The 25,036-nt window shown below is 63.1% G+C and carries 20 protein-coding genes; 17 read left to right on the plus strand and 3 right to left on the minus strand.

Going from position 1 to position 25,036, the window contains the following annotated elements; genetic code table 11:
- Window positions 1-4: 4 nt before the first annotated feature.
- Window positions 5-1,171: a Gfo/Idh/MocA family protein gene (locus ACFOEV_RS21525; protein WP_386776999.1), complete on the minus strand. Its 1,167-nt coding sequence runs from the start codon at window positions 1,169-1,171 to the stop codon at window positions 5-7.
- Window positions 1,172-1,417: 246 nt separating this feature from the next.
- Here ACFOEV_RS21525 and ACFOEV_RS21530 point away from each other — a divergent pair, with 246 nt between their 5' ends.
- The 5 genes from ACFOEV_RS21530 (at window position 1,418) to ACFOEV_RS21550 (ending at window position 5,866) form a co-directional block, all read left to right on the plus strand.
- Window positions 1,418-2,413 (plus strand): LacI family DNA-binding transcriptional regulator, encoded by a 996-nt coding sequence (locus ACFOEV_RS21530; RefSeq protein WP_386777001.1) that lies wholly within the window; start codon window positions 1,418-1,420, stop codon window positions 2,411-2,413.
- Window positions 2,414-2,526: 113 nt separating this feature from the next.
- Window positions 2,527-3,537, plus strand: coding sequence for a DctP family TRAP transporter solute-binding subunit (locus ACFOEV_RS21535; protein ID WP_386777003.1), 1,011 nt, complete (start codon window positions 2,527-2,529; stop codon window positions 3,535-3,537).
- Window positions 3,538-3,627: 90 nt separating this feature from the next.
- A complete protein-coding gene (locus ACFOEV_RS21540) occupies window positions 3,628-4,107 on the plus strand; it encodes a TRAP transporter small permease (RefSeq protein WP_386777005.1) in 480 nt (159 codons plus the stop codon).
- The gene (locus ACFOEV_RS21545) at window positions 4,097-5,392 is read left to right on the plus strand and encodes a TRAP transporter large permease (protein ID WP_386777007.1); all 1,296 of its coding nucleotides are present in this window, start codon (window positions 4,097-4,099) and stop codon (window positions 5,390-5,392) included. The genes ACFOEV_RS21540 and ACFOEV_RS21545 overlap by 11 nt, the downstream gene beginning before the upstream one ends.
- A 60-nt stretch (window positions 5,393-5,452) precedes the next feature.
- Window positions 5,453-5,866, plus strand: coding sequence for a DUF4124 domain-containing protein (locus tag ACFOEV_RS21550; RefSeq protein WP_386777009.1), 414 nt, complete (start codon window positions 5,453-5,455; stop codon window positions 5,864-5,866).
- 12 nt (window positions 5,867-5,878) lie between these two features.
- On the opposite strand, the gene ACFOEV_RS21555 is transcribed toward ACFOEV_RS21550, so the two are convergent.
- The gene (locus tag ACFOEV_RS21555; protein ID WP_386777011.1) at window positions 5,879-6,415 is read right to left on the minus strand and encodes a macro domain-containing protein; all 537 of its coding nucleotides are present in this window, start codon (window positions 6,413-6,415) and stop codon (window positions 5,879-5,881) included.
- Window positions 6,416-6,690: 275 nt separating this feature from the next.
- Between ACFOEV_RS21555 and ACFOEV_RS21560 the strand changes: the two genes are divergently transcribed.
- The 9 genes from ACFOEV_RS21560 to ACFOEV_RS21600 all read left to right on the plus strand — a co-directional run bounded on the left by ACFOEV_RS21560 (window position 6,691) and on the right by ACFOEV_RS21600 (window position 18,076).
- Window positions 6,691-8,064 (plus strand): KamA family radical SAM protein, encoded by a 1,374-nt coding sequence (locus tag ACFOEV_RS21560; RefSeq protein ID WP_386777013.1) that lies wholly within the window; start codon window positions 6,691-6,693, stop codon window positions 8,062-8,064.
- Between the two features lie 429 nt (window positions 8,065-8,493).
- Window positions 8,494-9,474, plus strand: a complete 981-nt coding sequence (locus ACFOEV_RS21565; RefSeq protein ID WP_386777015.1) for a TAXI family TRAP transporter solute-binding subunit — start codon at window positions 8,494-8,496, stop codon at window positions 9,472-9,474.
- 120 nt (window positions 9,475-9,594) lie between these two features.
- Window positions 9,595-12,189: a TRAP transporter permease gene (locus ACFOEV_RS21570; RefSeq protein WP_386777017.1), complete on the plus strand. Its 2,595-nt coding sequence runs from the start codon at window positions 9,595-9,597 to the stop codon at window positions 12,187-12,189.
- Between the two features lie 11 nt (window positions 12,190-12,200).
- Window positions 12,201-12,629, plus strand: coding sequence for a universal stress protein (locus tag ACFOEV_RS21575; RefSeq protein ID WP_386777019.1), 429 nt, complete (start codon window positions 12,201-12,203; stop codon window positions 12,627-12,629).
- 278 nt (window positions 12,630-12,907) lie between these two features.
- The gene (locus ACFOEV_RS21580; protein ID WP_386777021.1) at window positions 12,908-13,735 is read left to right on the plus strand and encodes a DUF2189 domain-containing protein; all 828 of its coding nucleotides are present in this window, start codon (window positions 12,908-12,910) and stop codon (window positions 13,733-13,735) included.
- 84 nt (window positions 13,736-13,819) lie between these two features.
- A complete protein-coding gene (locus ACFOEV_RS21585; protein WP_386777023.1) occupies window positions 13,820-14,623 on the plus strand; it encodes an MOSC domain-containing protein in 804 nt (267 codons plus the stop codon).
- A 27-nt stretch (window positions 14,624-14,650) separates the two neighbouring features.
- Complete coding sequence (locus ACFOEV_RS21590) at window positions 14,651-15,166, plus strand: lysozyme inhibitor LprI family protein (RefSeq protein WP_386777024.1); 516 nt, start codon at window positions 14,651-14,653, stop codon at window positions 15,164-15,166.
- A 171-nt stretch (window positions 15,167-15,337) separates the two neighbouring features.
- The gene (locus ACFOEV_RS21595; RefSeq protein ID WP_386777025.1) at window positions 15,338-15,853 is read left to right on the plus strand and encodes an oxidoreductase; all 516 of its coding nucleotides are present in this window, start codon (window positions 15,338-15,340) and stop codon (window positions 15,851-15,853) included.
- Window positions 15,854-15,889: 36 nt separating this feature from the next.
- Window positions 15,890-18,076, plus strand: coding sequence for an ATP-binding protein (locus ACFOEV_RS21600; RefSeq protein ID WP_386777026.1), 2,187 nt, complete (start codon window positions 15,890-15,892; stop codon window positions 18,074-18,076).
- Here ACFOEV_RS21600 and cra read toward each other — a convergent pair.
- Complete coding sequence (gene cra, locus ACFOEV_RS21605; RefSeq protein ID WP_386777028.1) at window positions 18,055-19,077, minus strand: catabolite repressor/activator; 1,023 nt, start codon at window positions 19,075-19,077, stop codon at window positions 18,055-18,057. The genes ACFOEV_RS21600 and cra overlap by 22 nt on opposite strands.
- Before the next feature lie 273 nt (window positions 19,078-19,350).
- Between cra and ptsP the strand changes: the two genes are divergently transcribed.
- Genes ptsP through fruA form a run of 3 tightly spaced genes read left to right on the plus strand, consistent with a single transcriptional unit; the run spans window position 19,351 to window position 24,928 of the window.
- A complete protein-coding gene (ptsP, locus tag ACFOEV_RS21610) occupies window positions 19,351-22,215 on the plus strand; it encodes a phosphoenolpyruvate--protein phosphotransferase (protein WP_386777029.1) in 2,865 nt (954 codons plus the stop codon).
- Window positions 22,215-23,189, plus strand: a complete 975-nt coding sequence (pfkB, locus tag ACFOEV_RS21615) for a 1-phosphofructokinase (RefSeq protein WP_386777031.1) — start codon at window positions 22,215-22,217, stop codon at window positions 23,187-23,189. Before ptsP ends, pfkB begins: the two co-directional genes overlap by 1 nt.
- Window positions 23,186-24,928, plus strand: a complete 1,743-nt coding sequence (gene fruA, locus ACFOEV_RS21620; RefSeq protein WP_386777033.1) for a PTS fructose transporter subunit IIBC — start codon at window positions 23,186-23,188, stop codon at window positions 24,926-24,928. The genes pfkB and fruA overlap by 4 nt, the downstream gene beginning before the upstream one ends.
- Window positions 24,929-25,036: the final 108 nt, after the last annotated feature.

Below are 25,036 nucleotides of genomic sequence, written 5' to 3' on the forward strand. Positions count from 1 at the left end.
CCGCTCAATCGATGGCCGGCAGTGGCGTCCACTTGCACTCACTGGGCTGACTGGCGATCACGGCCTCGATGAAGGCCATGCCGCGCAGGCCCTCGGTCATACCGGGCACGCCTTCGGCCTGGCCACTGTCGCCACGGCGGATACCCGCGGCAAAGTCGCGATAGAGGTTGGCCAAGGCCTCCAGGTAGCCTTCGGGATGTCCGCCGGGAAGGCGCAGCCGCTGCCGTGCTGCCTCGCTCAGTTCAGGTTGATCGATCCCGGCACGCAGAATACGCAGCGGTGCATGCAGCGCGCGATGGATCAAGCTGTTGGGCTCCATCTGCTGCCACTCCAGGCCACCTCGGTCGCCGTAGAGCCGGATCTTCAAGGCGTTTTCCTCTCCCGTGCAGACCTGACTGGCCATGAGTGTGCCGCTGGCACCTTGGGCGGTGCGAAACAGTACGTCGCCGTCGTCGTCCAGGCGCCGGCCTTCGGCGTGGGTGCCCAAGGCAGCGCATAGCTCGCTGATGGTGTGCCCCGAGATGAACTCCGCCAGGCCGAAGGCATGGGTACCGATATCGGCCATGCAACCGCTGGCGCCGGCAAGCGTCGGGTCGGTGCGCCACGCCGCCTGTTTATTGTCCAGGGTCTCGGGGGCATCGCCAAGCCAGCCTTGCGGATATTCCACGTGGATCTTGCGCAGCATTCCGAGTTGGCCGTCACGCACCATCTCGCGTGCCTGCCAGACCATCGGATAGCCCAGATAGGTATGAGCCAGGCCATACAGACGATCGCTGGCGTCGAGTGTATGCGACAGTCGCTGGGCTTCCTCCAACGACAGGGCGGCGGGCTTCTCGGACATGACATGGAAGCCTGCCTGCAAGGCTGCTTCCGCAATGGGCACATGCAGATGGTTGGGGGTGGCGATCACCAACATCTCCATGCGCTGCTCGGCAGGGAGGCTATGCTCACCTTCGAGCAGGGCTTGCCAATCGGGATAGATACGTGCCGGCGAGAGTCCACACAGGGCGCCGGTGCGCTGGTTGTTGTCTGCATCGCGGCTGAAGGCGCCACAGACGAGCTCGATTTCGCCGTCCAAGGCGGCGGCCAGGCGATGTACCTTGCCGATGAAGGCGCCTTCGCCGCCGCCGACCATGCCCATGCGAACCCGGGATGTGGGAAGTGGCGTCATGTCTTGAGCTCCAATCAAGTGAGGTAATGTCAGGAAACGTCAGGTTTTGCCATAATGTAACCGGTTACATTGCGAGTAAAAATAGGCAGGGGACGGGAAGGCGTCAATCATACGAAGGTCCATGACGGCAAATGGGCTTGGCACTGAGTTCGACTACTGGATGGGGTAATCTAGCGTGCCGATGCCTCGTTGCCATCATGGGGTGAGGCGAGCATGTGGCGGCACAAGCACTAAAGAAGAGAGTCCATGACCAACATTCGCAAGGTCGCCGAGCTGGCAGGCGTTTCCGTGGCTACGGTATCGCGTACGTTGAAATCGCCTGACATCGTATCGCCTGGGACGCGGAACAAGGTACTCAAGGCGGTCAGGGAGGCGGGCTATAAGCCCAACCTCATGGCGGTGCAATTTCGTTCGCGGCGCACGCGCAACCTGGTGGTACTGGTGCCGACCATCGCCAACACCTTCTTCGCTCGGGTCATCAGTGGGATCCAGGAAGCGGCGCAGCAGCAGGGTTACAGCGTGTTGCTGTGCAATACGCTCGGTCGAGAAGACATGGAGGAGATGTATGCCGGGATGGTGACGACCCGGCAGGCCGATGGTGTCATTCAGCTACGCGCCTACAACCCGTTTCCTGCCGATGCGTACGCACCGGGCACGCCGTTGCCCATGGTCAATGCTTGCGAGGTGCTCGATGAGGCGCCTTGCCCAACCGTGAAACTGGACAACCGGACGGCGGCCCGCGTCCTCACCGAACATCTGATCGAGCTCGGCCATCGCCGCATCGGCATGATCAAGGGGCCAAGGCGCAGTCCCCTGACCCGGGATCGTGTGGCCGGGTATTGCGATGCCCTGGAGGCTGCCGGCATCGCTCTCGACGAGAGCCTGCTGTGTCCCGGAGATTTCACTCCGCACTCGGGATATGAAGCCGCCGGCATGCTGGTCGCCCGCGAGGATCCGCCCTCCGCCGTTTTCTGTGAGAGCGACGAAATGGCAATCGGTGCCATCCAGCGGATCAAGCAGGCCGGTTTCTCGGTGCCTGGCGATATCTCGGTGGCCGGATTCGATGATATCGCTTTCGCCTCCTTCAGTGACCCGCCCTTGACCACCATCGCCCAGCCGGCCGAAGCGTTTGGAAGGCAAGCCGTTGCCATGCTGATTGAGGTGCTGGAGGGGGGGATGCCACCGCATACCACCCTTCCCTACGAGTTGGTGATCCGCGGTAGCACGGCCACCAAGCGCTGACTTCCTTTCAATGCTCATCGCTTTACAATGTGATATGAATTTAGCGTTCCACTTATTGATACCAATAACCGATCCGGATCGAGAATCCGGGCTAATGCCAGCAAGGACACGCCATGAAGTCGATACGATATCCGACCAAGCTTACTGCCGCCCTGGCCGGTGCCGTACTGCTGTGCAGTGCCGCCAGTGCCCAGGCGCGTGAATTTTCCGTTTCCACCGTGCTTTCCGATGCCTTCCCCTGGGGGCAGGCGGCCGAGAAGTGGGCCGAGTTGGTGGAGGAGCGCTCCGAGGGACGTATCACGCTGCGCGTCTATCCCAATTCGCAGCTGGTCGCCGGCGATCAGACCCGAGAGTTCTCGGCCATGCGCCAGGGGCTGATCGACATGGCGATCGGATCGACCATCAACTGGTCGCCTCAGGTACCGGAACTCAACCTGTTCTCGCTGCCGTTCTTCATGCCCGATGAGGCGGCGGTGGATGCCATTACCGGCGGCGAGGCCGGCGAGATGATCTTCGACGCCATCGAATCGCGCGGCGTGGTGCCGCTGGCCTGGGGCGAAAACGGCTTCCGCCAGCTCTCCAACTCCCAGGGTCCGATCGATGAACCGGCCGATCTGGAGGGCTTGAAGATCCGCGTGGTGGGATCGCCGCTGTTCCAGGATACCTTCACCGCCCTGGGGGCCAACCCGACCCAGATGAGTTGGGCCGATGCCAAGCCGGCGCTGACCACCGGCGCGGTGGATGGCCAGGAGAACCCGCTGTCGGTATTCGATGTGGCCCGTATCGACCAGGTTGGCCAGGAGCACCTGACGCTGTGGAACTACATGAACGATCCATTGATCTTCGCCGTCAATCAGCAGATCTGGGGATCGCTGCCTGCAGAGGATCAGGAACTGCTGCGCCAGGCGGCGATCGATGCCGGCGAGTGGGAAATTGCCATGACCCGCGAAGAGGAGAGCGGTCGTCTGGCGGCGATCCAGGAGCGTGGTGTCCAGGTCGTCGAGCTGACCGACGAACAGCATCAGGCGTTCGTCGAGGCGACCCGGAGCGTCTACGAGCAGTGGGAGCCGCGGATCGGCGAGGAGCTGGTGCAGACCGCCCGCGAGGCCATCGAGACGCGTTGATCGGCGACAACCTTGACGCGATATCGCGCGTCTGACATCCGAATGTGCCGGCCCCGCCCAGCGGGGTCGGCATCGTTGTGAGAGGTTTCCATGCCATCCCGACCCGACGCCCGGCTGGAGCGGGTGCTGGCCACGCTGGCGCTGGTGATCATTGCCTTGATCAGCCTGGCCAATGTTGTGGTGCGCTATGTCACCCATGCCTCTTTCGCCTTCACCGAGGAGTTCTCGGTGTTCCTGCTGGTGGTGTTGACCTTCGCCGGCGCGTCGGTGGCGCTGCGGCGCAACGGTCACATTCGGATCGGGATGCTGGAGCGCGCCTTGCCCAAGGGGCCGCGTCGGGCGCTGATCGTCCTGCAGTGGCTATGCGGCGCCATCGTGCTGGTGCTGATCGTGTGGTTCGGCGCCAAGTTGGCCTGGCAGGAATATCAGTGGCAGTCGCTGTCACCCGGGCTGGGGTTGCCGCAATGGTGGTACATCGCCTGGTTGCCGCTGCTTGCGGCGTTGATGCTGCTGCGCCTGACGCAACAGACCCGGGACCGCCTGCGCGGGAGGCTCGACGATGAGTCCTGATCTATGGATGATCCTGAGCTTCCTGGGACTGCTCGTCGCCGGGGTGCCAGTGGCCTTCTCGTTGGCGCTGGCCGGCGCAGCGGGAATCGTCACCGGCTTGCCTCCGAATATGCTGGCCACATTGGGGACCAACACCTACAACAGCGTCGCCAAGTACCCGCTGATCGCCATTCCGCTGTTCATCCTCACCGGCCTGATTTTCGAACGCGCCGGGGTCGCCGCGCGGCTGGTGCGTTTCGCCCAGGCATTGACGGGCCCGCGCCATGGGGGCCTGGCTCTGGTGGCGGTACTGGTGTGCATGATCATGGGGGGCATGAGCGGCTCGGGGCCCGCCGATGCCGCGGCGGTGGCCATGGTGATGCTGCCGAGCATGACCAAGGCCGGCTATCCCAAGCCGTTCTCGGCGACCCTGATCGCCGCGTCGGCCTCCACGGCCATTCTAATTCCGCCGTCGGTGGCACTGATCCTGTATTCCATCGTGGTGCCGGGCGTCGACCTGCGGGCACTGTTCGCTGCCGGTCTGTTCCCCGGTATCCTGGCCGGCTTGGCACTGCTGGTGCCGGCGTTCTGGTTGTCGCGTCGCCACCGTTGGGAGGCGCCGGAAAGCGTCGAACGTCCTCCATTGGGTGAAAGCTTCAAGCAGGCGCTGCCGGCATTGTTCGCCCCGGTGTTGATCCTGGGTGGCCTGCGCAGCGGGTTATTCACCCCCACCGAAGCGGCGGTTGCGGCGGTGGCCTACGGCGTGGTGGTGGGGCTTTTTATCACTCGCGAACTGAGCCTGCGCGACCTGTGGAAGCTGTTCGGCGAGGCGTCGGTGATCTCCGGCGTGGTCATGCTGATCATCGCACTGGCCGGGATCTTCGCCTGGGCCGGTACCATGCTCGGTACCTTCCGCGAGCTGGCGGAGTGGATCATCGGGTTGTCCGACAACGGGGCGCTGTTACTGGTGCTGATCATGCTGGCGGTTCTCGCCGCCGGGATGCTGCTGGATGCCATCTCCATCTACCTGATCATGATGCCGATCCTGATCCCGGTGATGCAGCATTTCGGCTGGAATCCGGTATGGTTCGGCATCCTGCTGGCGATGAACATCGCCATCGGCCAGTTCACGCCACCGGTGGCGGTCAACCTGATGGTGACCACCGAAGTGGCCAGAATTCGCCTGGAACAGACCATCGGCTGGGCGTTGGTGTTCGTGATCGCCATGGGCGGGGCACTAGCGCTGGTGGCGATCTTTCCGGAAATCGCACTGTGGTTGCCTGGAGTCCTCGGTTATAACGTCTAGGCTGTACAGCGTACCGTCCCACGCAAGGACAGGAACGACCCAGGGAAGGGGAGGCCACCAATGAACCGATATCTGAAGAGGACCAGCGCGTTAGCGCTGGTGTGTGGCCTGGCTAGTGTGGCTTGGGCGCAGGCACCGCTCTACTCCTGGCACGATGCCGAAGGCAAGCGACACTTCTCGGACCAGCCACCACCCCCCGAAGCCGTCATCGAGCTCGAAATCGACCTCGACGACCTTCCTGCCCTCACCCCCATGCAACCCCCGGGGGAGTCGCCGTATCGGCCGCTGACTCCCCCCGTGCCCGCCGAGCCAGCGAGCCCGGACATCGTTCAGGCACCGGACTGTGTGTCCATCGAACGCCGCCTGACCTATATCCAGCAGCGACTGCGCGCCGGCTATCGGGAACCCGAAGGCAATCGGCTGCGTGCCGAACGCCGCCGGTTGCAGGAATACCATCGACGTGAATGTGATTGAGCGTGCCGCCACTCAACTTTCGTGCTGCAGCGTCTCCAGCGTCCGACGGTGCAACTCGGCGGCGCGATCGTTGAACAGCACGAAACGCACCAGCTGCAGATGCTGGCAATTCTGGCTGACGTTCATTACCGTCATCAAGGCGATTCGCGCCGCCTCTCCCATCGGATAGCCGAAAGCGCCGGTGGACAGTGACGGAAACGCCACGGACGTCAGTTCGTGATCGTCGGCCAGGCCCAGAGCGTTGCGGTAGCAGGCGGCGAGCAATTCGTCCGAGGGCTCGTCGACACCGTAAACCGGCCCCAGGCAATGAATTACGTAGCGATTGGGCAGGTTGTGGGCGCCGGTGATCACCGCTTGTCCGGGCTTGATCGGTGCCAGTGGCCGACACTCTTCCCCCAGTCCCGGTCCTGCGGCGCGGTGTAGGGCCCCGGCCACGCCACCGCCGATCTGCAGTTCGGCATTGGCGGCATTGACCACGGCGTCGATGTCCGGCTGGTTGGCGATATCGCCCTTGATGCATTCGATCGAAACCTGTTGTGTCGCAGCCATGACAACCTCCTAGCCTTGAATCGACATTCATAAGCCTAACGCATCCGGTTGCTGTTGGCAGTGGTATCGGGTGCGGTAAGGCAGTGCCAATTGGCAGATTTGTCTCGCTTTGCCTGCTTTTTCGCGACATTCGTTACCATTGGGCGCAAGACTTGCAACTGCCTGGCCGAGGCTGTACCAATGGCCGTCCCCGAATGACCACCATGTAGCGCCGCGTCCCTGCCAAGATGCGTCGTGCCCGCTTGCGCGCTGCATGATGACCAAGAGGAGATGGCATGACTCAGCGTGTGAATTTCGATGCCGAGGCCTTCGAGGCTCGCCAGTTCAAGGTGTATACCCACCGCCAATTGGACAAGATCGAGGCGATACAGAACCTGCCCGAAGCGCTGCGTTTCGACATGCGAGTGGTCAGCCAGGTGCTGCCGTTCCGGGTCAACGAGTATGTGATCGACGAATTGATCGACTGGAGCAATATTCCCGGCGATCCGGTGTTCCAGCTCACCTTCCCGCAGCGCGGCATGCTCAAGCCCGAGCACTTCGACGAGGTCGCCGAGCTGATCCGGCGCGACGCTCCCACCGAGGTGCTCAAGCCGGTGATCGAGCGGGTTCGCAGTGAGCTCAATCCGCATCCGGCGGGGCAGATGGATCTCAATCTGCCGCTGCTGGACGGTGAGCCGCTACGGGGCATGCAGCACAAGTATCGGGAAACAGTGCTGTTCTTCCCCAGCCAGGGGCAGGTCTGTCACAGCTATTGCACCTTCTGCTTCCGCTGGGCGCAGTTCGTCGGCGACAAGACACTCAAGTTCGCCTCCAGCGAGGCCGATGCACTGCATCGTTACCTCGCTGAACACACCGAGGTCACCGATCTGCTGATGACCGGTGGCGATCCCATGGTGATGAAGGCCAAGCACTTGCGCCTGTACCTGGAAGGTCTGATGCGTCGCGAACTGGACCATGTGCAGGACATTCGCCTCGGCTCCAAGAGCCTGACCTTCTGGCCATATCGTTTCGTCACCGATCCGGATGCCGAGGATATCCTGACGCTGTTCCGCGAGTTGACCGACGCCGGCAAGCATGTGGCCTTCATGGCCCACTTCAACCACTGGCGCGAAATGGAAACGCCGATCTGTCGCGAGGCGATTCGACGCATTCGGGCCAGCGGAGCCGAGATCCGCACGCAGGCGCCGCTGCTCAATCACATCAATGCCAATGCCGACGACTGGGCACGCATGTGGACCACTCAGGTGCGTCTGGGCATGATCCCTTACTACATGTTCGTCGAGCGGGACACCGGGGCACGCCACTATTTCGAGGTGCCACTGGTGCGTGCTTTCGAGATATATCGCGAGACGATGCAACAAGTGCCGGGGCTGGCGCGTACCGCCCGTGGGCCGTCGATGTCCGCCGACCCGGGCAAGGTCGAGATTCAGGGAATGACCGAAATCCACGGCGAAAAGGTATTCGTGCTGCGCTTTATCCAGGGGCGAAATGCCGACTGGGTGCAACGGCCGTTCTTCGCCAAATATGACGCAACCGCTACCTGGCTCAATCACCTCGAGCCAGCACTGGGTGAGTCACGATTCTTCTATGAGAATGATTTCGACGCCATGAAGTTGCAAAAGCAGGCGCTCATCCACAAGGCCACCTGACACCCCTCACGATTGCCTTCATGAGCAAATGCGCCTCGTGGATGTCAGGCGGCTATCCTTCCCCAAGGAAAATTAACGATCTCTAAACGGTTTTTGGTGACTAGGATGAGCGTTAGTTAAAAAGCATTCACAATATGCTGCGTTTTTCGCTAAAGTAGTGTTTTGTAAGATCTGCCGTCGTCATGACAAACCGGCCCGCTGGCCCCTAGAGGGGTTTGTAGCTATAACTCACTCAGGCCATCCGGCGAGTAATGCGGTGTCTTTGATGGCATCGCCTATGAGGCGGGGAGGCGAGGCCGGGTTGCCCGGACAGGACCCGGTTCGCCACAAGCGGCCGCGAGATGCTGCTCAGACAGGATTGCGACAAGCAAGACAAAAGGGCGGCGAGTCCGTCGGCATTGGTGCCAAATAACGTCAAGAGGTGTCTTAATGAAACGCCACGCTTTCACCGCTGCAGCCTTCTCGGGTGCGCTTCTCGGTGCTGCCATGTTTTCCTCCCCAGTGGTGGCGCAGGAACGCTTCATCACGATCGGAACCGGTGGTCAGACCGGGGTCTACTATGTGGTCGGTCAGTCGGTCTGTCGCCTGGTCAACCGTGGCTCCGATGAGCACAATATTCGCTGCAACGCGCCCTCCACCGGTGGTTCCGTGGCCAACGTCAACGGCATTCGTTCCGGCGAGCTGGACATGGGCGTCGTCCAGTCCGACGTGCAGTATCAGGCCTACAATGGCACCGGCAACTTCGAGGGTAACGCCTACGAGGATCTGCGCGCCGTGTTCAAGATCCATGGTGAGCCGCTTACCGTGGTGGCTCGCGCCGACTCTGGCATCGAGACATTCGATGATCTCGAAGGCAAGCGCGTCAATATCGGCAACCCGGGGTCCGGCCAGCGCAACACCATGGAGGTGGTGATGGATGCCAAGGGTTGGACCGAGGAGACCTTCTCTCTCGCATCACAGCTCGATGCCGCCGAGCAGGCCGCTGCCCTGGCCGACAACAACGTCGATGCCATGGTGTATGTGGTCGGCCATCCCAACGGTTCCATCCAGGAGGCCACCACTACTGTCGATGCCCAGTTGGTACCGGTAACGGGTCCCCAGATCGACGCCTTGGTCGAGGAGTATCCCTATTACACCAAGTCGGTGATTCCGGGCGGCCTGTACCGTGGCAACGCGGAGGATGTCGAAACCTTCGGTGTGGCAGCCACCTTCGTGACTGCGGCCGATACCGATCCCGATATCATCTATGAGACCGTCAAGGCGGTGTTCGAGAACTTCGATCGCTTCAAGCGCCTGCATCCGGCCTTCGAAAACCTCAGCGAGGAAGAGATGGTTTCCCAGGGGCTCTCCGCGCCGCTGCATGAGGGTGCCAAGCGTTATTATGTAGAGCGTGGCTGGATCGAGGAATGATCTAGTCTGCAAGGAGTACTAGGCTCCACTAACGATGCGCGGTCGTCCAGTCGGAGGCCGCGCATCGTGGTTTCTGCATTCCGTTCTTCCATGGCGACTGATGATGAGCAGGGCAAGCTTATGAGCAATGACAAGAAGACATCCTCGAGCACGGATGTGGACCTGGAGGACCTGGTTGCCTCCAGTGATTCCGGGGCGCGCAAGCCCTTGGGGGCTCCCGGCAAACTACTGGTCGGCATCGCGGCGGCCTGGTCGTTGTTCCAGTTATGGATCGCTTCCCCGCTACCGTTCATGCTCGGCTTCGGGGTATTCAATGCCACCGAATCGCGTTCGATACACCTGGCCTTCGCTCTCTTTCTGGCCTTCATGGCCTACCCTGCGCTGAAGCGCTCGCCGCGTGACAGGATTCCGCTGCAGGATTGGGTCATGGCCGCCGCCGCAGCCTTTTGTGGCGCCTACATGTTCATCTTCTACGAGGACCTTGCCCAACGGCCCGGTGCGCCCATCCTGCAGGACGTGATCGTCGGGGTGGCGGGGATCCTGCTGCTGCTCGAGGCCACGCGCCGCGCGCTGGGCCCACCGCTGATGATCGTGGCCTCGGTTTTCATCGTCTACTCACTGGCCGGGCCCTACATGCCGGGTATCCTGGCCCATCGTGGCGTCAGCCTCTATGGCTTGATCAATCACCAGTGGCTGACGACGCAAGGGGTCTTCGGTATCGCCCTGGGGGTCTCGACCAGCTTCGTGTTCCTGTTCGTGCTGTTCGGTGCGTTACTCGACAAGGCCGGGGCCGGCAATTATTTCATCAAGGTCGCTTTCTCGTTGCTCGGCCACTACAAGGGCGGTCCGGCCAAGGCGGCGGTCGTCGCTTCGGGCATGACCGGCCTGATCTCGGGCTCGTCGATCGCCAATGTGGTGACCACCGGGACCTTCACCGTGCCGATGATGAAGCGGGTCGGCTTTTCCGCGGAAAAGGCCGGGGCCGTGGAAGTGGCTTCCTCGGTCAATGGCCAGATCATGCCTCCAGTGATGGGGGCCGCCGCCTTCCTGATGGTCGAATATGTGGGCATTCCCTATATCGAGGTCATCAAGCATGCCTTCCTGCCGGCGCTGATCTCGTATATCGCATTGGTCTATATCGTTCACCTCGAAGCCCTCAAGGCCAATCTCAAGGGCCTGCCATCGAGCAATCCGGTTCGCCCGCTGCTCCACAAGGTGGTCGGTTTTCTAGGCGGCCTGCTGCTGTTGATGGGATTGTCGTTCGCCGTCTATTACGGCCTGGGCTGGTTGAAGCCGCTACTCGGCGATGCCACGCCCTGGGTGGTGGCCGTGGTGCTGGCGGTGGTTTATGTCGCCCTGCTCAAGCTGGGGGCCGGTTATCCCGAGTTGGAACTCGACGATCCCGACTCGGCGATCGTCACCCTGCCACAGACCCGGCCAACGGTGCTGGTGGGGCTGCACTATATCCTGCCGGTGATCGTGCTGGTGTGGTGCCTGATGATCGAACGGCTGTCACCGGGACTGTCGGCCTTCTGGGCCACGATGTTCATGATCTTCATCATCGTCACCCAGCGGCCGATCACGGCGTTTTTCCGTCACCGCAGCAACCTGAGTGATGACATCAAGGAAGGTTTCTTCGATCTGTGGGAAGGCCTGGTCACCGGGGCGCGCAACATGATCGGCATCGGCATCGCCACCGCCACCGCGGGCATCATCGTGGGGGCGGTGTCGCAGACCGGCGTTGGCCTGGTACTGGCCGACGTGGTCGAGATCCTGTCCATGGGGAACCTTCTGCTGATCCTGTTGCTCACCGCGGTGCTTAGCCTGATCCTGGGCATGGGCCTGCCGACGACCGCCAACTATATTGTGGTCTCGGCGTTGCTGGCGCCGGTGATCGTCCAACTCGGGGAGCAGAACGGTCTGCTCGTGCCGCTGATCGCGGTACACCTGTTCGTGTTCTATTTCGGCATCATGGCCGATGTCACGCCACCGGTAGGGTTGGCGTCTTTCGCTGCGGCAGCGGTGTCGGGTGGCGATCCGATTCGTACCGGCTTCCAGGCGTTCTATTACAGCCTGCGCACCGCCGCCTTGCCGTTTTTGTTCATCTTCAATACCGACCTACTGCTGATCGACGTATCCTTCTTGCAGGGCATCGTGATCTTTGCGGTGGCAACCGTTGCCATGCTGATCTTCGCTGCAGCGACTCAGGGCTTCATGTTGGCCCGCAGCCGCTGGTATGAAAGCGTCCTGCTGTTGCTGGTGGCCTTCACCCTGTTCCGGCCGGGCTTCTGGATGGACATGATCCATGATCCCTATCGGTCGGTACCCCCTAGCCAGTTCGTTCAGGCATTGGGCAATGTCGACGAGGACAGCACGCTGCGGCTGCAAGTGCGCGGCGAGGATGCCTTCGGTGATCCGTTGACCACTTACATGACCTTGCCGGTACCAGAGGGAGATAGCGGTGAGGAGCGCCTGGAAAAGCTGGGCCTGGAAGTGTTGATCGAGGACAATCGCGCCATCGTCGACATGGTGACCTTCGGCAGCCAGGCTGAGCAACTGGGCTTCGATTTCGATCAGGAAATCATCGAAGTCCAGGCACCGGTGGATCGTTGGGCGAAGGAGTGGATGTGGGTACCGGCATTCCTGGTCTTTGCGCTGATCGTGCTGCTGCAGCGGCGTCGGCGAGATGACCAAGCGTTGGCGGCAACCGCCTGAGGAGGGGAACCATGTACACCAAGATATTGTTGCCAGTGGATCTCAACGAAGAGGCATCCTGGTCCAAGGCCTTGCCTACGGCGTTGACCCTGTGCCAAACCTTCGGGGCGTCGCTGCATGTGGTCACGGTGTTACCGGACTACCGCATGCCGCTGGTCGGTTCCTACTTCCCCGAGGGGTTCTCCGAGAAGGTTCACCAGAGCGTGTCGGAGGCGCAGCATGAATTCGTCACGCAGCATGTGCCCGACGATATCCCGGTGCAGTGCGTGATCGTCGACGGCTCGCCTTGGGAAGCGATCATCAAGACTGCCAAGCAACTCGAGGTCGACCTGATCGTGATGGCATCGCATAGCAATCGCAAGTTCGCCGACTACGTGCTGGGCCCCAATGCCGAGCACGTGGTGCACCATACCAAGATGTCGGTGATGATCGTGCGCTGAACCCCCATACGGTGATTCCCTACGATGTCATGTCATACCCCCGGCCGGTGCCATCGGTCGGGGGCATGTTTTATCGAGGCACACTGACGTGGCTGGGGCAGCGTGCCGAGCAGCACAAGGTACAGGCGTTGAAGGACAGTCCCTGCGTGGCCGAGGGCAGTCGTCTACATTAAAAGCGTACGAAGGCATCTTGCCTTGTGTCGGCCACTGCGCTTTCGGTGCCGATGGAAGCGAGCCGGAAGCGTCTGCTCACCGCGTGCGGGATAAGGGGTTACGCCATGAATGCTGCTGAAACGAACAAGCACAAGCACAAGCAGTCGGATGCCAACAAGATGGTCACGATCGTGATCAACAAGGTGGGGATGGATAGGCCACGTGCCTGGCTGGTGGCCGGTTTTCAGGATTTCCGTCAGGCGACCGCGGTCAGCCTGGCCTATGGGATGTTCTGGGTCGGGTTGAGCATCGCCGTGACGGCGGGGGCCTTTACCCTGGGGTTGTGGCACTGGTTGTTACCGCTGGTGGCCGGGTTCATGTTCCTGGGGCCGCTGGTGGCGGTGGGCTCCTATGGCATCAGTCGCAAGCTCGAGGCCGGCAAGGCACCGAACCTGGGAGATGCCTTCGGCGCCTGGACGGCGCACACCGGCCAGCTTGCGATGATGGGCGTGATGATGATGATCTTCTTCCTCGCCTGGATTCGCTTTGCCACACTGTTGTTTGCCCTGTTCTTCGGCCTCGAGGCTCCCGATCCTGCCACGCTCTACGCCTCGTTGCTGACGACACCGGAAGGGCTCGGGATGCTGGCCGTGGGCACGGCCATCGGCGCCGCTCTGGCCTTCGGTGCTTTCTCTATCAGCGTGGTGGCCATTCCGACCCTGATGGATCAGGACTTGACCTTCATGGAAGGCATCGAGGCGAGCATTCGTTCCGTGGCGAATAACTTCCGTCCCATGCTGCTGTGGGCGGCTATCCTGACTGGCTGCGTGCTGGTGGGGATAATGACCTTCTATATCGGCCTGGCCTTGATCCTGCCGGTGCTGGGGCACGCGAGCTGGCATGCCTATGAGGACCTGGTACGCATCGAGGGCGGTTCCTCGTCAGCGAGCTGAACCGACTGGCAATTCGTTGTACAAACCGGCTAGTCTGGGGGCGATCATCGCCCCCTTTTTCATGACCAGCAAGGAAAGCGTCTCATGTCCGCTGACTCACCGATCCTGTCGGGTCTCTTCCGTTACCCCGTCAAATCCACCGCCGGCGAACCTCTGTCTTGTGCCATGGCTACCGAGGAGGGGCTCGTGGGCGATCGTCGTTACATGGTGGTCAAGCCGGACGGCACTTTCATCACCGCGCGTTCGCACCCACAGTTGCAGCGGGTCAGTACCACGCTGCACGACGATGGCCTGGTGTTGCATCATCCCGAACTGGCCGACCTGCCCCTCGCGCATGAGGCGTTCGAGGCCATCACCTTCGCTACCCAGGTGTGGGGTGACAGTTTCGCCGGTCTGACTACCACGGCAAGCGCCGATGAGTGGATCGGACAGGCAGTGGGAGAGCCGGCGAAGTTGCTGTGGCTAGGAGAGCGCTCGCCGCGTTACCGTCAAGCCATCGGCAAGCGGGTCAGTTTCGCCGACGGTTACCCGCTGTTGATGATCGGCCAGGCGTCGTTGGACGACCTCAATACACGATTGTCATCGCCGCATCGAATGGCACAATTCCGCCCCAATCTGGTAGTGACGGGCAGCTTGCCCTATGCCGAAGACGAATGGCGGGTACTGCGCATCGGCGAGGTGGAACTGGCCGTGGACAAGCCCTGTTCACGTTGTGCGATGATCACCGTGGACCCGGCGACAGGGCGCTTTCTTCCCCAGCGCGAGCCGCTGCGCACCCTGGCGGGCTATCGCCGTGGTCCCGATGGCAAGGTCTATTTCGGCCAAAATCTGATCGTGCTCAAGGGAGGAGCTCTCGAGGTCGGGATGCCGATCGAGTGGATTGGCTGATACGGCCGGAGGATGAGGAGCAAGTCCATGAAGGTATTATCGTATGGGGGCTGGCGAGTGGTGACGGTCGGTATTCTGGCCGGCTGGGCAAGCATCGGCGTGGCACAGGAACAGGACGAGGAGACCTCACCACCGGCCAGCCATCCCATCGAACTCAAGGCCGACAGCTGCATGGAGGAGGGAAACTGGACGACTCAGGCAATGCGCGAATGTGCCGCCCAGGCGCACAAGGACTGGGAGGACGAGATCGAGCGCTTGACGACCACGCTGGAACGCGTGTTGGGCAGTGAGGCACGTGAGGCCCTGGTGGCGGCCCAGGAAGCCTGGCAGGTCAGCCGCGATGCCGATTATGACTTTATCGCCGCCTACTATGCCGAACTCTCGCAAGCTGAGCTGGGTAGCGGGACTCTGTGGCCCCTGGCCGAGCAGATGCATCGCAATGCCGTGCTCCAGGATCGGGCGAATCAATTGCAACGCTACCTGGATGCACTCGAGGAACTGGAGGCACCGGCCGAGCCATCACCCGAGTTGCCACCCGAATAGCCGCTGGGTCATTCGATCGTGCTCAGCACGGTATCGGGGATAGCGTCCTTGACCGGCGTGAATCTGGACCGGGTCATGGCTTTATCGTTTAAGGCCCTTTACCCAAGGGGCCTGACCTGAGGACATGGATCGCGTAATCTAGGCGAAACTCCTCGGTCGTGAATGTCTGCCATGTCGAAGTGTGCCTGTTTTGCCTACCTCCTGAGTCTGGTCGTGCTCGTGACGGCACCAGCCATGGCCGAACACCTCCCCGTTCCTCAGGGCGACGTGATCCTGAAGGTGTCCGGCAATATCGAGCACCCCAATGTCGGTGATGAAGCGCATTTCGATTACGACATGTTGATGGCCCTCTCACCACATACGCTGGTTACCGATACCCCCTGGACCGAAGGCGCGGGCCATTATGAAGGGCCTTTGGCCAGAGCCGTGTTGGAAGCGGTCGGTGCCCGAGGTGACACGCTGCGCATCACGGCACTGAACGACTTCGCCGCCGATGCCCCGGTGTCGGATTTCTACGACTATGATGTGATTCTGGCCCTTGAGCGCGACGGTGAGCCGATGGAGATCCGTGATTTTGGGCCGATCTTCGTGCTTTATCCCTTCGATGATTACCCACAGCAACTGCTCACGGAAACCATCCGCTTTCGCTCGGTGTGGCAGGTGGCGAATATCCATGTCTACGAGTAATACCGCTTCGTCCACAGCGAGGAGATCGTTAGCGACATGCTTCGCTACCCGTTGCGCCTGAAGCTTGGTGCCTTTGCCGCCTTGTTCTTCTTCGCAGCCGCCATGGTCGTGGTGGGGCTGGTGCTATGGCGCCAGGAGAGCGTGGCCCAGAGCGTGGGGGGCGATGCCGCCTGGTTCGCCTACAAGCTGGATCGCGAGGCGGTACAGTTGCGCATGATGACGGGATCGGGGGAGCCTCTGGAGGCACTGCGTCTGCGCTTCGAACTGCTGTATAGCCGTGTCAACCTTCTGCAACGCGGCAACATCGTCGAGCTGTTCCGTACGATTCCGGCGACCGCCGAACTGATGCCCGAAATCGTCAATAGGGTCGAGAAACTCGACGCTACCTTGAAGGAAATCGAGCGGCTCGATGCCGGCATTCGTGCCGATCTCAGCCGCCAGCTCGATGAACTGTCGGCTTATACCGAGCAGTTGATCATTGCCATCAATGCCCACCTTGCCGATTCCTCCACGCAGGAACGGGAAACCCTGCAGTCGCTGTACCGCCTGTTACTGGCGCTGATTCTGTCGATGACGCTGGCAACCTTGCTGGTGGTGGGTTTCCTGTTTCGCGAGTCCCGAGACAATGCCAGTGCACGTCACGCCATGGAAACCTTGAGTCGTGAACTGGAGGTCACGGCGCGCGAAGCCGAGTCGGCGAGCCAGGCCAAGTCCGAATTCCTGGCGATGGTCAGTCACGAGATTCGTACGCCCTTGAATGGCGTCATCGGTATGAGCGATTTGCTGCTGGAGCGGCCGCTGGATGGCCAGTCGCTGCGTTATGCCCGCACCATCCATGACAGTGCCGGTCAGTTGTTGGGATTGATCAACGACATCCTGGACTTTTCCAAGATCGAAGCCGGACGCCTGGAACTCGAGCGCACCACGTTCTCACTACGCGAGCTGCTGGAGGCCGCTGTTACCCTGTTCGCGCCACGTGCTGCCGACAAGCGACTCGCATTGACGTTGGAGATCGATCCGGATCTGACCGACCGGCGCCTGGGAGATCCGGGGCGTCTGCGCCAAGTCATCCTCAATCTGCTGTCCAATGCCATCAAGTTCACTGCCCAGGGTGAGGTGCGCCTGGTAGCGCTTTGGTCGTTGCGTGCCCAGCGCTTGCGGATCGAGGTCATCGACAGCGGCTGCGGGATCCCTACCGCACATCAAGGGCATCTCTTCGAACCCTTTCGACAGGGCGATGCTTCCACGGCGCGGCAATTTGGCGGAACCGGGCTGGGTCTGGCCATCTGCAAACGGCTGGTGGAAGCCATGAAGGGAACCATCGGTGTCGACAGCCGCCATGGGCGGGGCAGCCGTTTCTGGTTGGAAGTACCACTGCCTGCTCAGTCGGCGAAAGCGTTGCCATCCCCAACGCAGGTTCGACCGGACACGAGTCGTTTTGCGGCGCGCTTGCTGTTGGTCGAGGACAACCCAGTCAACCAGCAAGTGGCCGTGGCGATGCTCGAACGTCTAGGCTGCCGACTCGAGATCGCCGCTAGCGGAGTCGAGGCCTTACGGCTGGCACCGACCGGCGATTATGCGTTGATCTTCATGGATGTGCAGATGCCGGACATGGATGGCTTGGAGGTCACGCGGCGTCTACGTGCCATGGGCGGTCGGCTGGCCGAGCTTCCCATCGTCGCCATGACGGCCGGCGCCACGGGAGGGGAGCGCAATCGTTGCCTGGCTGCCGGCATGGACGACTACCTGACCAAGCCGCTGTTTCTCGGTGCCCTGGCCTGCGTGTTGTCTCGTTATCTGGAAGGTGACTCGGCGCCGGTGGATGACGTGGTTTCCTGGCCATCATCGTCACCCGAGGGGGGAATGCCGCTGCTGGATGGCCAGGCTCTGGACGATCTGCAGGGGGCCCTGGGCGATCAAGGGCTCGCGTCCTTGGCATCGTTGTTCCGTCAGCAGTGGCCGGCACGGCTTGAAGCGCTGGATGCCGCTATCGCCCAGGAGCAGGCCGACGAGGTCCTGCGGGTGTCGCATTTGATCAAGGGCGAGGCCTCGAGTCTGGGGCTCGTGGGCATCGCCTCGCGGGCACAGGCTCTGGACGAGGCGGCCCGGTGCCGAGCCAGCGAGAATTGGCCAGCGCTGCGCGATGCCCTGCGCGAAAGTCTCGAACCTTCTCTGGAAGCCTTCGAAGCTTGGACGCAGCGCTACCGGTCCGATATCACCTGACGTCCTTTCGACGAAGGCGACGGCCGGCGCCGCTTGAGGGCGCGTTCGACCACTGCCTGACCGGGGCGATAATCGCCTCGCGAGGCTGCCAGTGCCCGGTCGAGGGTCAATTCGGCGATGCGTCGGTGGTCCTGAGGCAGTGAGTTGACCGTCAGTGGCAGGAAGTCGAGCAGCCGGTCGTCGCCGAATGTCGCCAGATGCAAAGTTTCCGGCAGGCCGCCGTTGTCCAGCAGCACATCGAAGACGCCATCGAGCAGGGTATAGGAAGCTGTGACCAGCGCATCGGGCATGCCATGCTCGGTGAGCAACTCATGCATCAGGCGCGCTCCCTCGGTGCGGTCGTAACGGGCCGCGCTCTTCATGATCGCCTGCGCCGAACTGCCTTCCAGGGCCTTGCGGAAGCCGGCACGGCGCTCGACACTGATCGAAAGTTCCGGAACGGCATCGAACCAGGCGATGCTCGAGATTTGGGGCGATAGCACCGAGCGAGTCAGCGCCTCGGCGGCTACCTGGTTATTACTGACTATGCTGATGAAATGACGGGATTCGAGGGCACGGTCGACGGCGATCACCGGCAAGCCGGAGGCCATCAGCTCGCCATAGAAGGGGTCATCCATGGCCAGGCAGCTGGCGACGATCAACACCTCACAACGCTGGGCGCGAAGGGCTCGGGCCAACTCGCGCTCGCTGTCGGGGTCGTCGTCGGAGCCAACGATCAGCAACTGGTAGCCACGCTCGCGGGCGCCACGCTCGAGCAGCTTGGCCAGGCGGGCATAACTGGCATTTTCCAGGTCGGGAATGATCAGGCCCAGGGTGCGGCTGGCGCCGCGGCGCAGGGCGGCCGCCTGGGCATCTACCCGATAGTGGTGCCGTTCCACCACCGCCATTACCTTGTCGACGGTGTCCTGGCTGATGCGGCGCTCTCGGGCCTTGCCGTTGATGACATAACTGGCGGTGGTGCGCGAGACCCCAGCCAGTTGGGCAATTTCGGCGAGTGTCATGGGAAAATCCTTGTGTTGGCTCATCCGCCGTGACAGCCGGTCGGCATGAGTCTCCGTGCATTCTACGCCAGCAGGCCGGCATCCCACCCCCTGCTAAGGTCGTAGGCAATGTGACTTGATAAAAATGCTGTCACGATCCAGCATTGAGTTTATCTGTAGGTGACACGATTCAGCCAGCTGATTGTCAGCGGAGTCGGCAAGCAAAGTCGGTAAGCGATCGAGCACAATCAGTTTTCGTACACGGCCCGGTGTAAGCCGGCACAGGAGATTCCGATGCTCAGTCTCGGACACAACGATATCATGCTCGGCTGTCACGCCAGCGACTGGCAAGGCGCGCTGGACCAGGCCGCCACCGCCCTCGGTGACGCCGGCCTGGTGACGTCCGGGTATCGCGATGGGCTATACGCTCGCGAGGCCCAGTCTTCCACTTTCCTGGGCAATGCCATCGCCATTCCGCATGGCACCCCGGAGAGCCGCGAACACGTCAAGCAGACCGGTGTGCGGGTGCTGCAGTTTCCGGCCGGTATCGAATGGCACGATGGCAACCGCGTTCACGTGCTGGTGACCATCGCCGCCCAGAGCGACGAACACCTCGATATCCTGCGTCAGTTGACCCACGTCCTGGATCGTGAGGGGGTGGCCGAGAAGCTGGCGGCGGCCGACTCGCAGGCCGCAGTGGCGTCGCTGTTGTCCAAGGTGCCCGTGGAGGCGCGCCTGGATGCCGACACACTGTGCCTGAAGTTTCCCGCTCGTGACCCTCTGGAACTGGCGCTGGCCGGGGCCGCGCGTCTGCGCCAGGCGGGCTGTGTGGACGCCGCTTTCGTTGCCGCGATTGCCGATCAGACCCCGGTAGGGCTAGGAAAGGGCTTGTGGTTCACCAGCAGCGCAACCGGCGTGGTCACGCCCTCATTGTCACTGGCCACGCCGGAAGCGCCGATCGCTCACTCCCAAGGGCCGGTGCAGGGCGTGTTCTGCCTGGCCGCCCAGGGCGATGCACATCGCAACCTGCTGGAGCGACTGTCGGCGCTGCTCGACAGCGGCGGTGGCGAGGCGTTGTTCGAGGCCGATGTGGCCACCGTGCTGGCGCGGCTTGCCGGTGAGTCGGCCAGCGCCCGGACGGTTCGGGCCCGTGTGCTCAATGCCCACGGCCTGCACGCGCGCCCGGCCAAGCTACTGGTGCAGGCCGCACGCCAGCAGGCGCTGCCGATCAAGGTCCGTCTGCTGGAGGGCGGCGGAGAGGCCGTCTCGGCCGCCAGTCTGACCAAGGTCATCGGGCTGGGCGCACGCCGCGGCCAGGTACTGGTGTTCTCCGCCGAGGGCGACGCTGCCGACGAGGCACTGGCAGCCGTCGCTACTGCCGTGAGCGAAGGGCTCGGCGAAAAGGTGCTGCCCTTCGAGGAAGGGCGCGATCATACCGCAAGCATTGCCCCGCAAGCGGTGCTCGAGCCCTTGCCCGCGGATACTCCGCACGCGGCAGTGGCCGCGTCGCCAGGGCTGGCTATCGGTCCGGCCTTCGTGCTACGTACCCCGCGTTTCGACTATCCCGAGCGTGCCGATGACGGCGTGCATGAGAAGCGGCGCCTGGAGCAGGCAATCCGCGAAGGCATCGCGCAGCTCGAATCGCTGGTGCACAGCGCCCCGGGCGGCGAAGTCTCGGAAATCCTGTCGATGCACGAAGAGATGCTCGATGATCCGGAGCTGCACCAGGCCGCACGCGAGGGAATTGGCGAGGGCATGAGCGCCGAGGCGGCCTGGTGGCAGGCCATCGACACCGCGGCGCGCGCCCAGGAAATGCTGGCCGATCGCCTGCTGGCCGAGCGCGCCGCCGACCTGCGCGACGTGGGGCGCCGCGTACTGGGACTCCTATGCGGCATCGAGCTGCCGACCCCGCCGGATCACCCCTATATCCTGGTCATGGACGATGTGGGTCCCTCCGACGTCGCGCGTCTGGACACCCAGAAGGTGCGTGGCCTGTTGACCGCCCGCGGCGGCGCCACCGCGCACAGCGCGATCCTGGCCCGCGCCCTGGGCATTCCCGCCGTGGTGGGTGCCGGCGAGCGCGTGCTGGGCCTGGACAACGGCATCGAGCTGATCCTCGATGGCGAGCGTGGTCGAGTCGTACCGGCACCGTCCAGGGAGCGCCGCCAGCGCGCCGAGCTGCGGCTCAAGGAGCGTGAACGACTCGAACGCGATGCCTTCGCGGCACGCTTCGAGGAAGGCCGCACCCGCGACGGCCATCGCGTCGAAGTGGCCGCCAACCTGGGCAATACCGCGCACACCGCGGATGCCGTGGAACGCGGTGCCGAGGGTGTCGGCCTGCTGCGCACCGAGTTCATCTTCATGGCCCATGCCGAAGCGCCGGATCTCGACACCCAGGTGGCCGAGTATCGCCAGGCCATCGAGGCGTTGGACGGCCGCCCCCTGGTGGCACGCACCCTCGATGTCGGCGGCGACAAGCCGTTGCCATACTGGCCGGTGCCCCAGGAGGACAATCCCTTCCTCGGCCTGCGCGGCATCCGCCTGGCCCTGACCCAACCCGACGTATTGGAAACCCAGTTGCGGGCGCTGCTCACCGCTGCCACCGGCAAGCCGCTGCGCATCATGCTGCCGATGGTCAAGGACATCGCCGAGTTCCGTCAGGCCAAGGCCATCCATGACCGCCTGCTGGAAGAGATCCCCGAAACCGAGCGCGCCACCGACGTACAGCTCGGGGTGATGATCGAGGTGCCGTCCTGTGCGCTGCTGGCGCCGAGTCTGGCCGAGGAGGTCGACTTCTTCTCCATCGGCACCAACGACCTGACCCAGTACACCCTGGCCATCGACCGCGGCCACCCCGAACTCTCGGCCCAGGCCGACGGCCTGCACCCGGCGGTGTTGCGCTTGATCCAGATGACCGTCGATGCCGCCCATGCGCGGGGCAAATGGGTCGGGGTGTGTGGCGAGCTGGCCTCGGATGCCCAGGCGGTGCCGGTACTGGTGGGCCTTGGCGTCGACGAGCTGTCCGTGAGTGCCCGCCAGGTGCCGATGGTCAAGGCGAGGCTACGCGAGTTCGATTTGGCCGAGGCCCAGCATCAGGCCCGACTGGCCCTGGCCCAGGCGACCAGCGAGGCGGTACGTGACGCCCTGGAGGCGCTCTGATGGCGCATGTCCTGACCCTCAGCCTCAATCCTGCGCTGGACCTGGCGATTCGCTTGCCGCGCCTGGCTCTGGGAGAGGTCAATCGTACCGACGTCACTCATCTCGAGGCGGCCGGCAAGGGCGTCAATGTGGCCCGGGTGCTGATGGCACTCGGTCATCGGGTCACGGTGTCGGGGTTCCTGGGCGCGGATAACGATGGTCCCTTCCTGCGTGCCTTCGAGGCCATGGGCGTGACCGATGCCTTCCTGCGCGTGCCCGGCGAGACGCGGATCAATGCCAAGGTCGCCGAGCATGACGGGCGCGTCACCGATATCAACGGCCCCGGTGTGGCCATCGAGCCCGACGCCTGGACGCATCTGAGCGAGTGGCTAACCGCCCTGGCGGCCGATCCACTGCGGCGTCCGGATGCAGTGGTGATCGGTGGCAGTCTGCCACCGGGAATCTCACCCGACGACCTGGCGGCGCTGGTCGCCTGCTTACGTGAGCGGGAACTGCCGGTGTGGGTCGATACCAGTGGTCAGGCGCTCAGCGCCGCCATCGGGGCGCGGCCGACGGCGGTCAAGCCCAACGAGCATGAATTGGCCGACTGGGCCGGCGGAGAGCTGGATAACGATGCCGATCGGCTGGCTGCGGCCCTGCGACTGCACAGTGCCGGTGTTCAGGAAGCGCTGGTATCGGCCGGGCCGCACGGTGTGCTGTGGGTCAGCCGCCGCGGTGCCTGGCTGGCCACCCCGCCCATCATGGACGTGGAAAGCACCGTCGGAGCCGGCGACACCCTGGTCGCCGGGATGCTGCACGGCGTGCTCGAAGGCCAGCCTGCCGCGCAGACGCTGGGCTTCGCTACCGCATTGTCGGCCGAGTCCGTCCGCCATATCGGTGTGGGCGACCCCCATGCCGCCGACTTCACTCAACTCCAACAACAGACCCGCGTACGCCGCCTCGATGACGTCGACGCAGGGGGAGCGCTCGCATGAACATCATCCTGATCACCGCCTGCCCGAGTGGCATGGCCACCACCTTTCTGGCCGCCCGCCGTCTGGAACAGGCCGCCCGTCGTCGCGACTGGCAGGTCACGGTCGAGATGCATAGCGAACTCGAACCGTTGACTCCGGCTTCCTTGGAAGCCATTGAGGCCGCCGACTTGGTGGTAGTTGCCGCCGACCATATTCCTGCGCCGCAGCGGTTCAATGGCAAGCGTCTGTTCCAGGCGCCGATCGATCAGGCCCTGCCCGATCCGGACGCCTTTCTCGAGCGTGCCAGCCGCGAAGCCGAGGCCTTCACCGCGCCTGTCGAAGCTCCCTCCGCCGCGCCGGCCGCTGCCGGCGGCCAGCGTATCGTGGCGGTAACCGCCTGTCCCACCGGGGTAGCGCATACCTTCATGGCTGCGGAAGCCCTGGCGGAAGCGGGCAAGGCACTGGGTCATCAGGTGCGCGTCGAGACCCAAGGCTCGGTGGGTGCCCAGGACAAGCTTACCGAGGGGGAAATTCGTGACGCCGACCTGGTGATCTTGGCCTGCGATATCGAGGTCGATCCGACCCGCTTCGCCGGTAAACGAGTCTTCCGCACTTCCACCGGCAATGCGCTGAAGAAGCCGCGGCCGACCATCGAGCAAGCGCTGACCGAGGCCGAAGTGGAAACGCAGGCATCCGCCCAGGCGGGTGGCGAGCGCAAGAAGAGCGTCAAGGAGAAGGGCGTCTACAAGCACCTGTTGACCGGCGTGTCGTTCATGCTGCCGATGGTGGTGGCGGGGGGCCTGCTGATCGCGCTGTCGTTCGTGTTCGGCATCGAGGCTTTCAAGGAAGAAGGCACCCTGGCGGCGGCGCTGATGCAGATCGGTGGTGGCACCGCCTTCACCCTGATGATCCCGGTACTGGCCGGTTATATCGCCTACTCGATCGCCGACCGGCCGGGGATTGCTCCGGGCATGATCGGCGGGATGCTGGCGGCCGAAATCGGCGCCGGCTTCATCGGCGGTATCCTCGCCGGCTTCCTGGCCGGTTATGTGGCCAAGGCCGTGGCCCAGCGCGTCAAGCTGCCGTCGAGCGTCGAATCGCTCAAGCCGATCCTGATCATTCCGCTGGTCGCCAGCTTGATCACCGGTCTGGTGATGATCTATGTGATCGGTGAACCGGTGGCGGGCATCCTCGCCGCACTGACCGCCTTCCTCGAGAACATGGGCTCCGCCAACGCCGTGCTGCTCGGCATCCTGCTGGGCTCGATGATGTGCTTCGACCTGGGTGGGCCGGTCAACAAGGCCGCCTATACCTTCGGCGTGGGCCTGCTGGCATCCGAAACCTATGCACCGATGGCGGCGATCATGGCCGCCGGCATGGTCCCGGCGATCGGCATGGGGATCGCCAGTTTCGTCGCCAAGTCGAAGTTTTCCGAACCCGAGCGCGAGGCCGGCAAGGCATCCTTCGTACTGGGCCTGTGCTTCATCAGCGAAGGGGCGATTCCCTTCGCCGCCAAGGACCCGCTGCGCGTGATTCCCGCCTGCATCGCCGGCGGGGCGATCACCGGCGCGCTGTCGATGCTGGTCGGCGCCAAGCTGATGGCACCCCATGGCGGCATCTTCGTGCTACTGATCCCCAACGCCATCACCCCCGTGTTGCTCTACCTGGCCGCCATCGTCATCGGCTCGCTGGTTACCGGTCTGGGCTACGCGATGATCAAGAGCGGTGGTCAGGAAGTGGCGGTCGAAGCCAGCGCCTGAACCCTGCGCATCGCAACGAGACGCCACCGGGTCATTGCCGACCCGGTGACGTCTGTCGTCGGGGAGGGGATCGATCGTTGTCGATTTCGCCCCTTGCCAGACGACCAG

It is taken from the genome of Litchfieldella rifensis (assembly GCF_042646605.1).
In the GTDB taxonomy this organism is placed as follows: domain Bacteria; phylum Pseudomonadota; class Gammaproteobacteria; order Pseudomonadales; family Halomonadaceae; genus Litchfieldella; species Litchfieldella rifensis.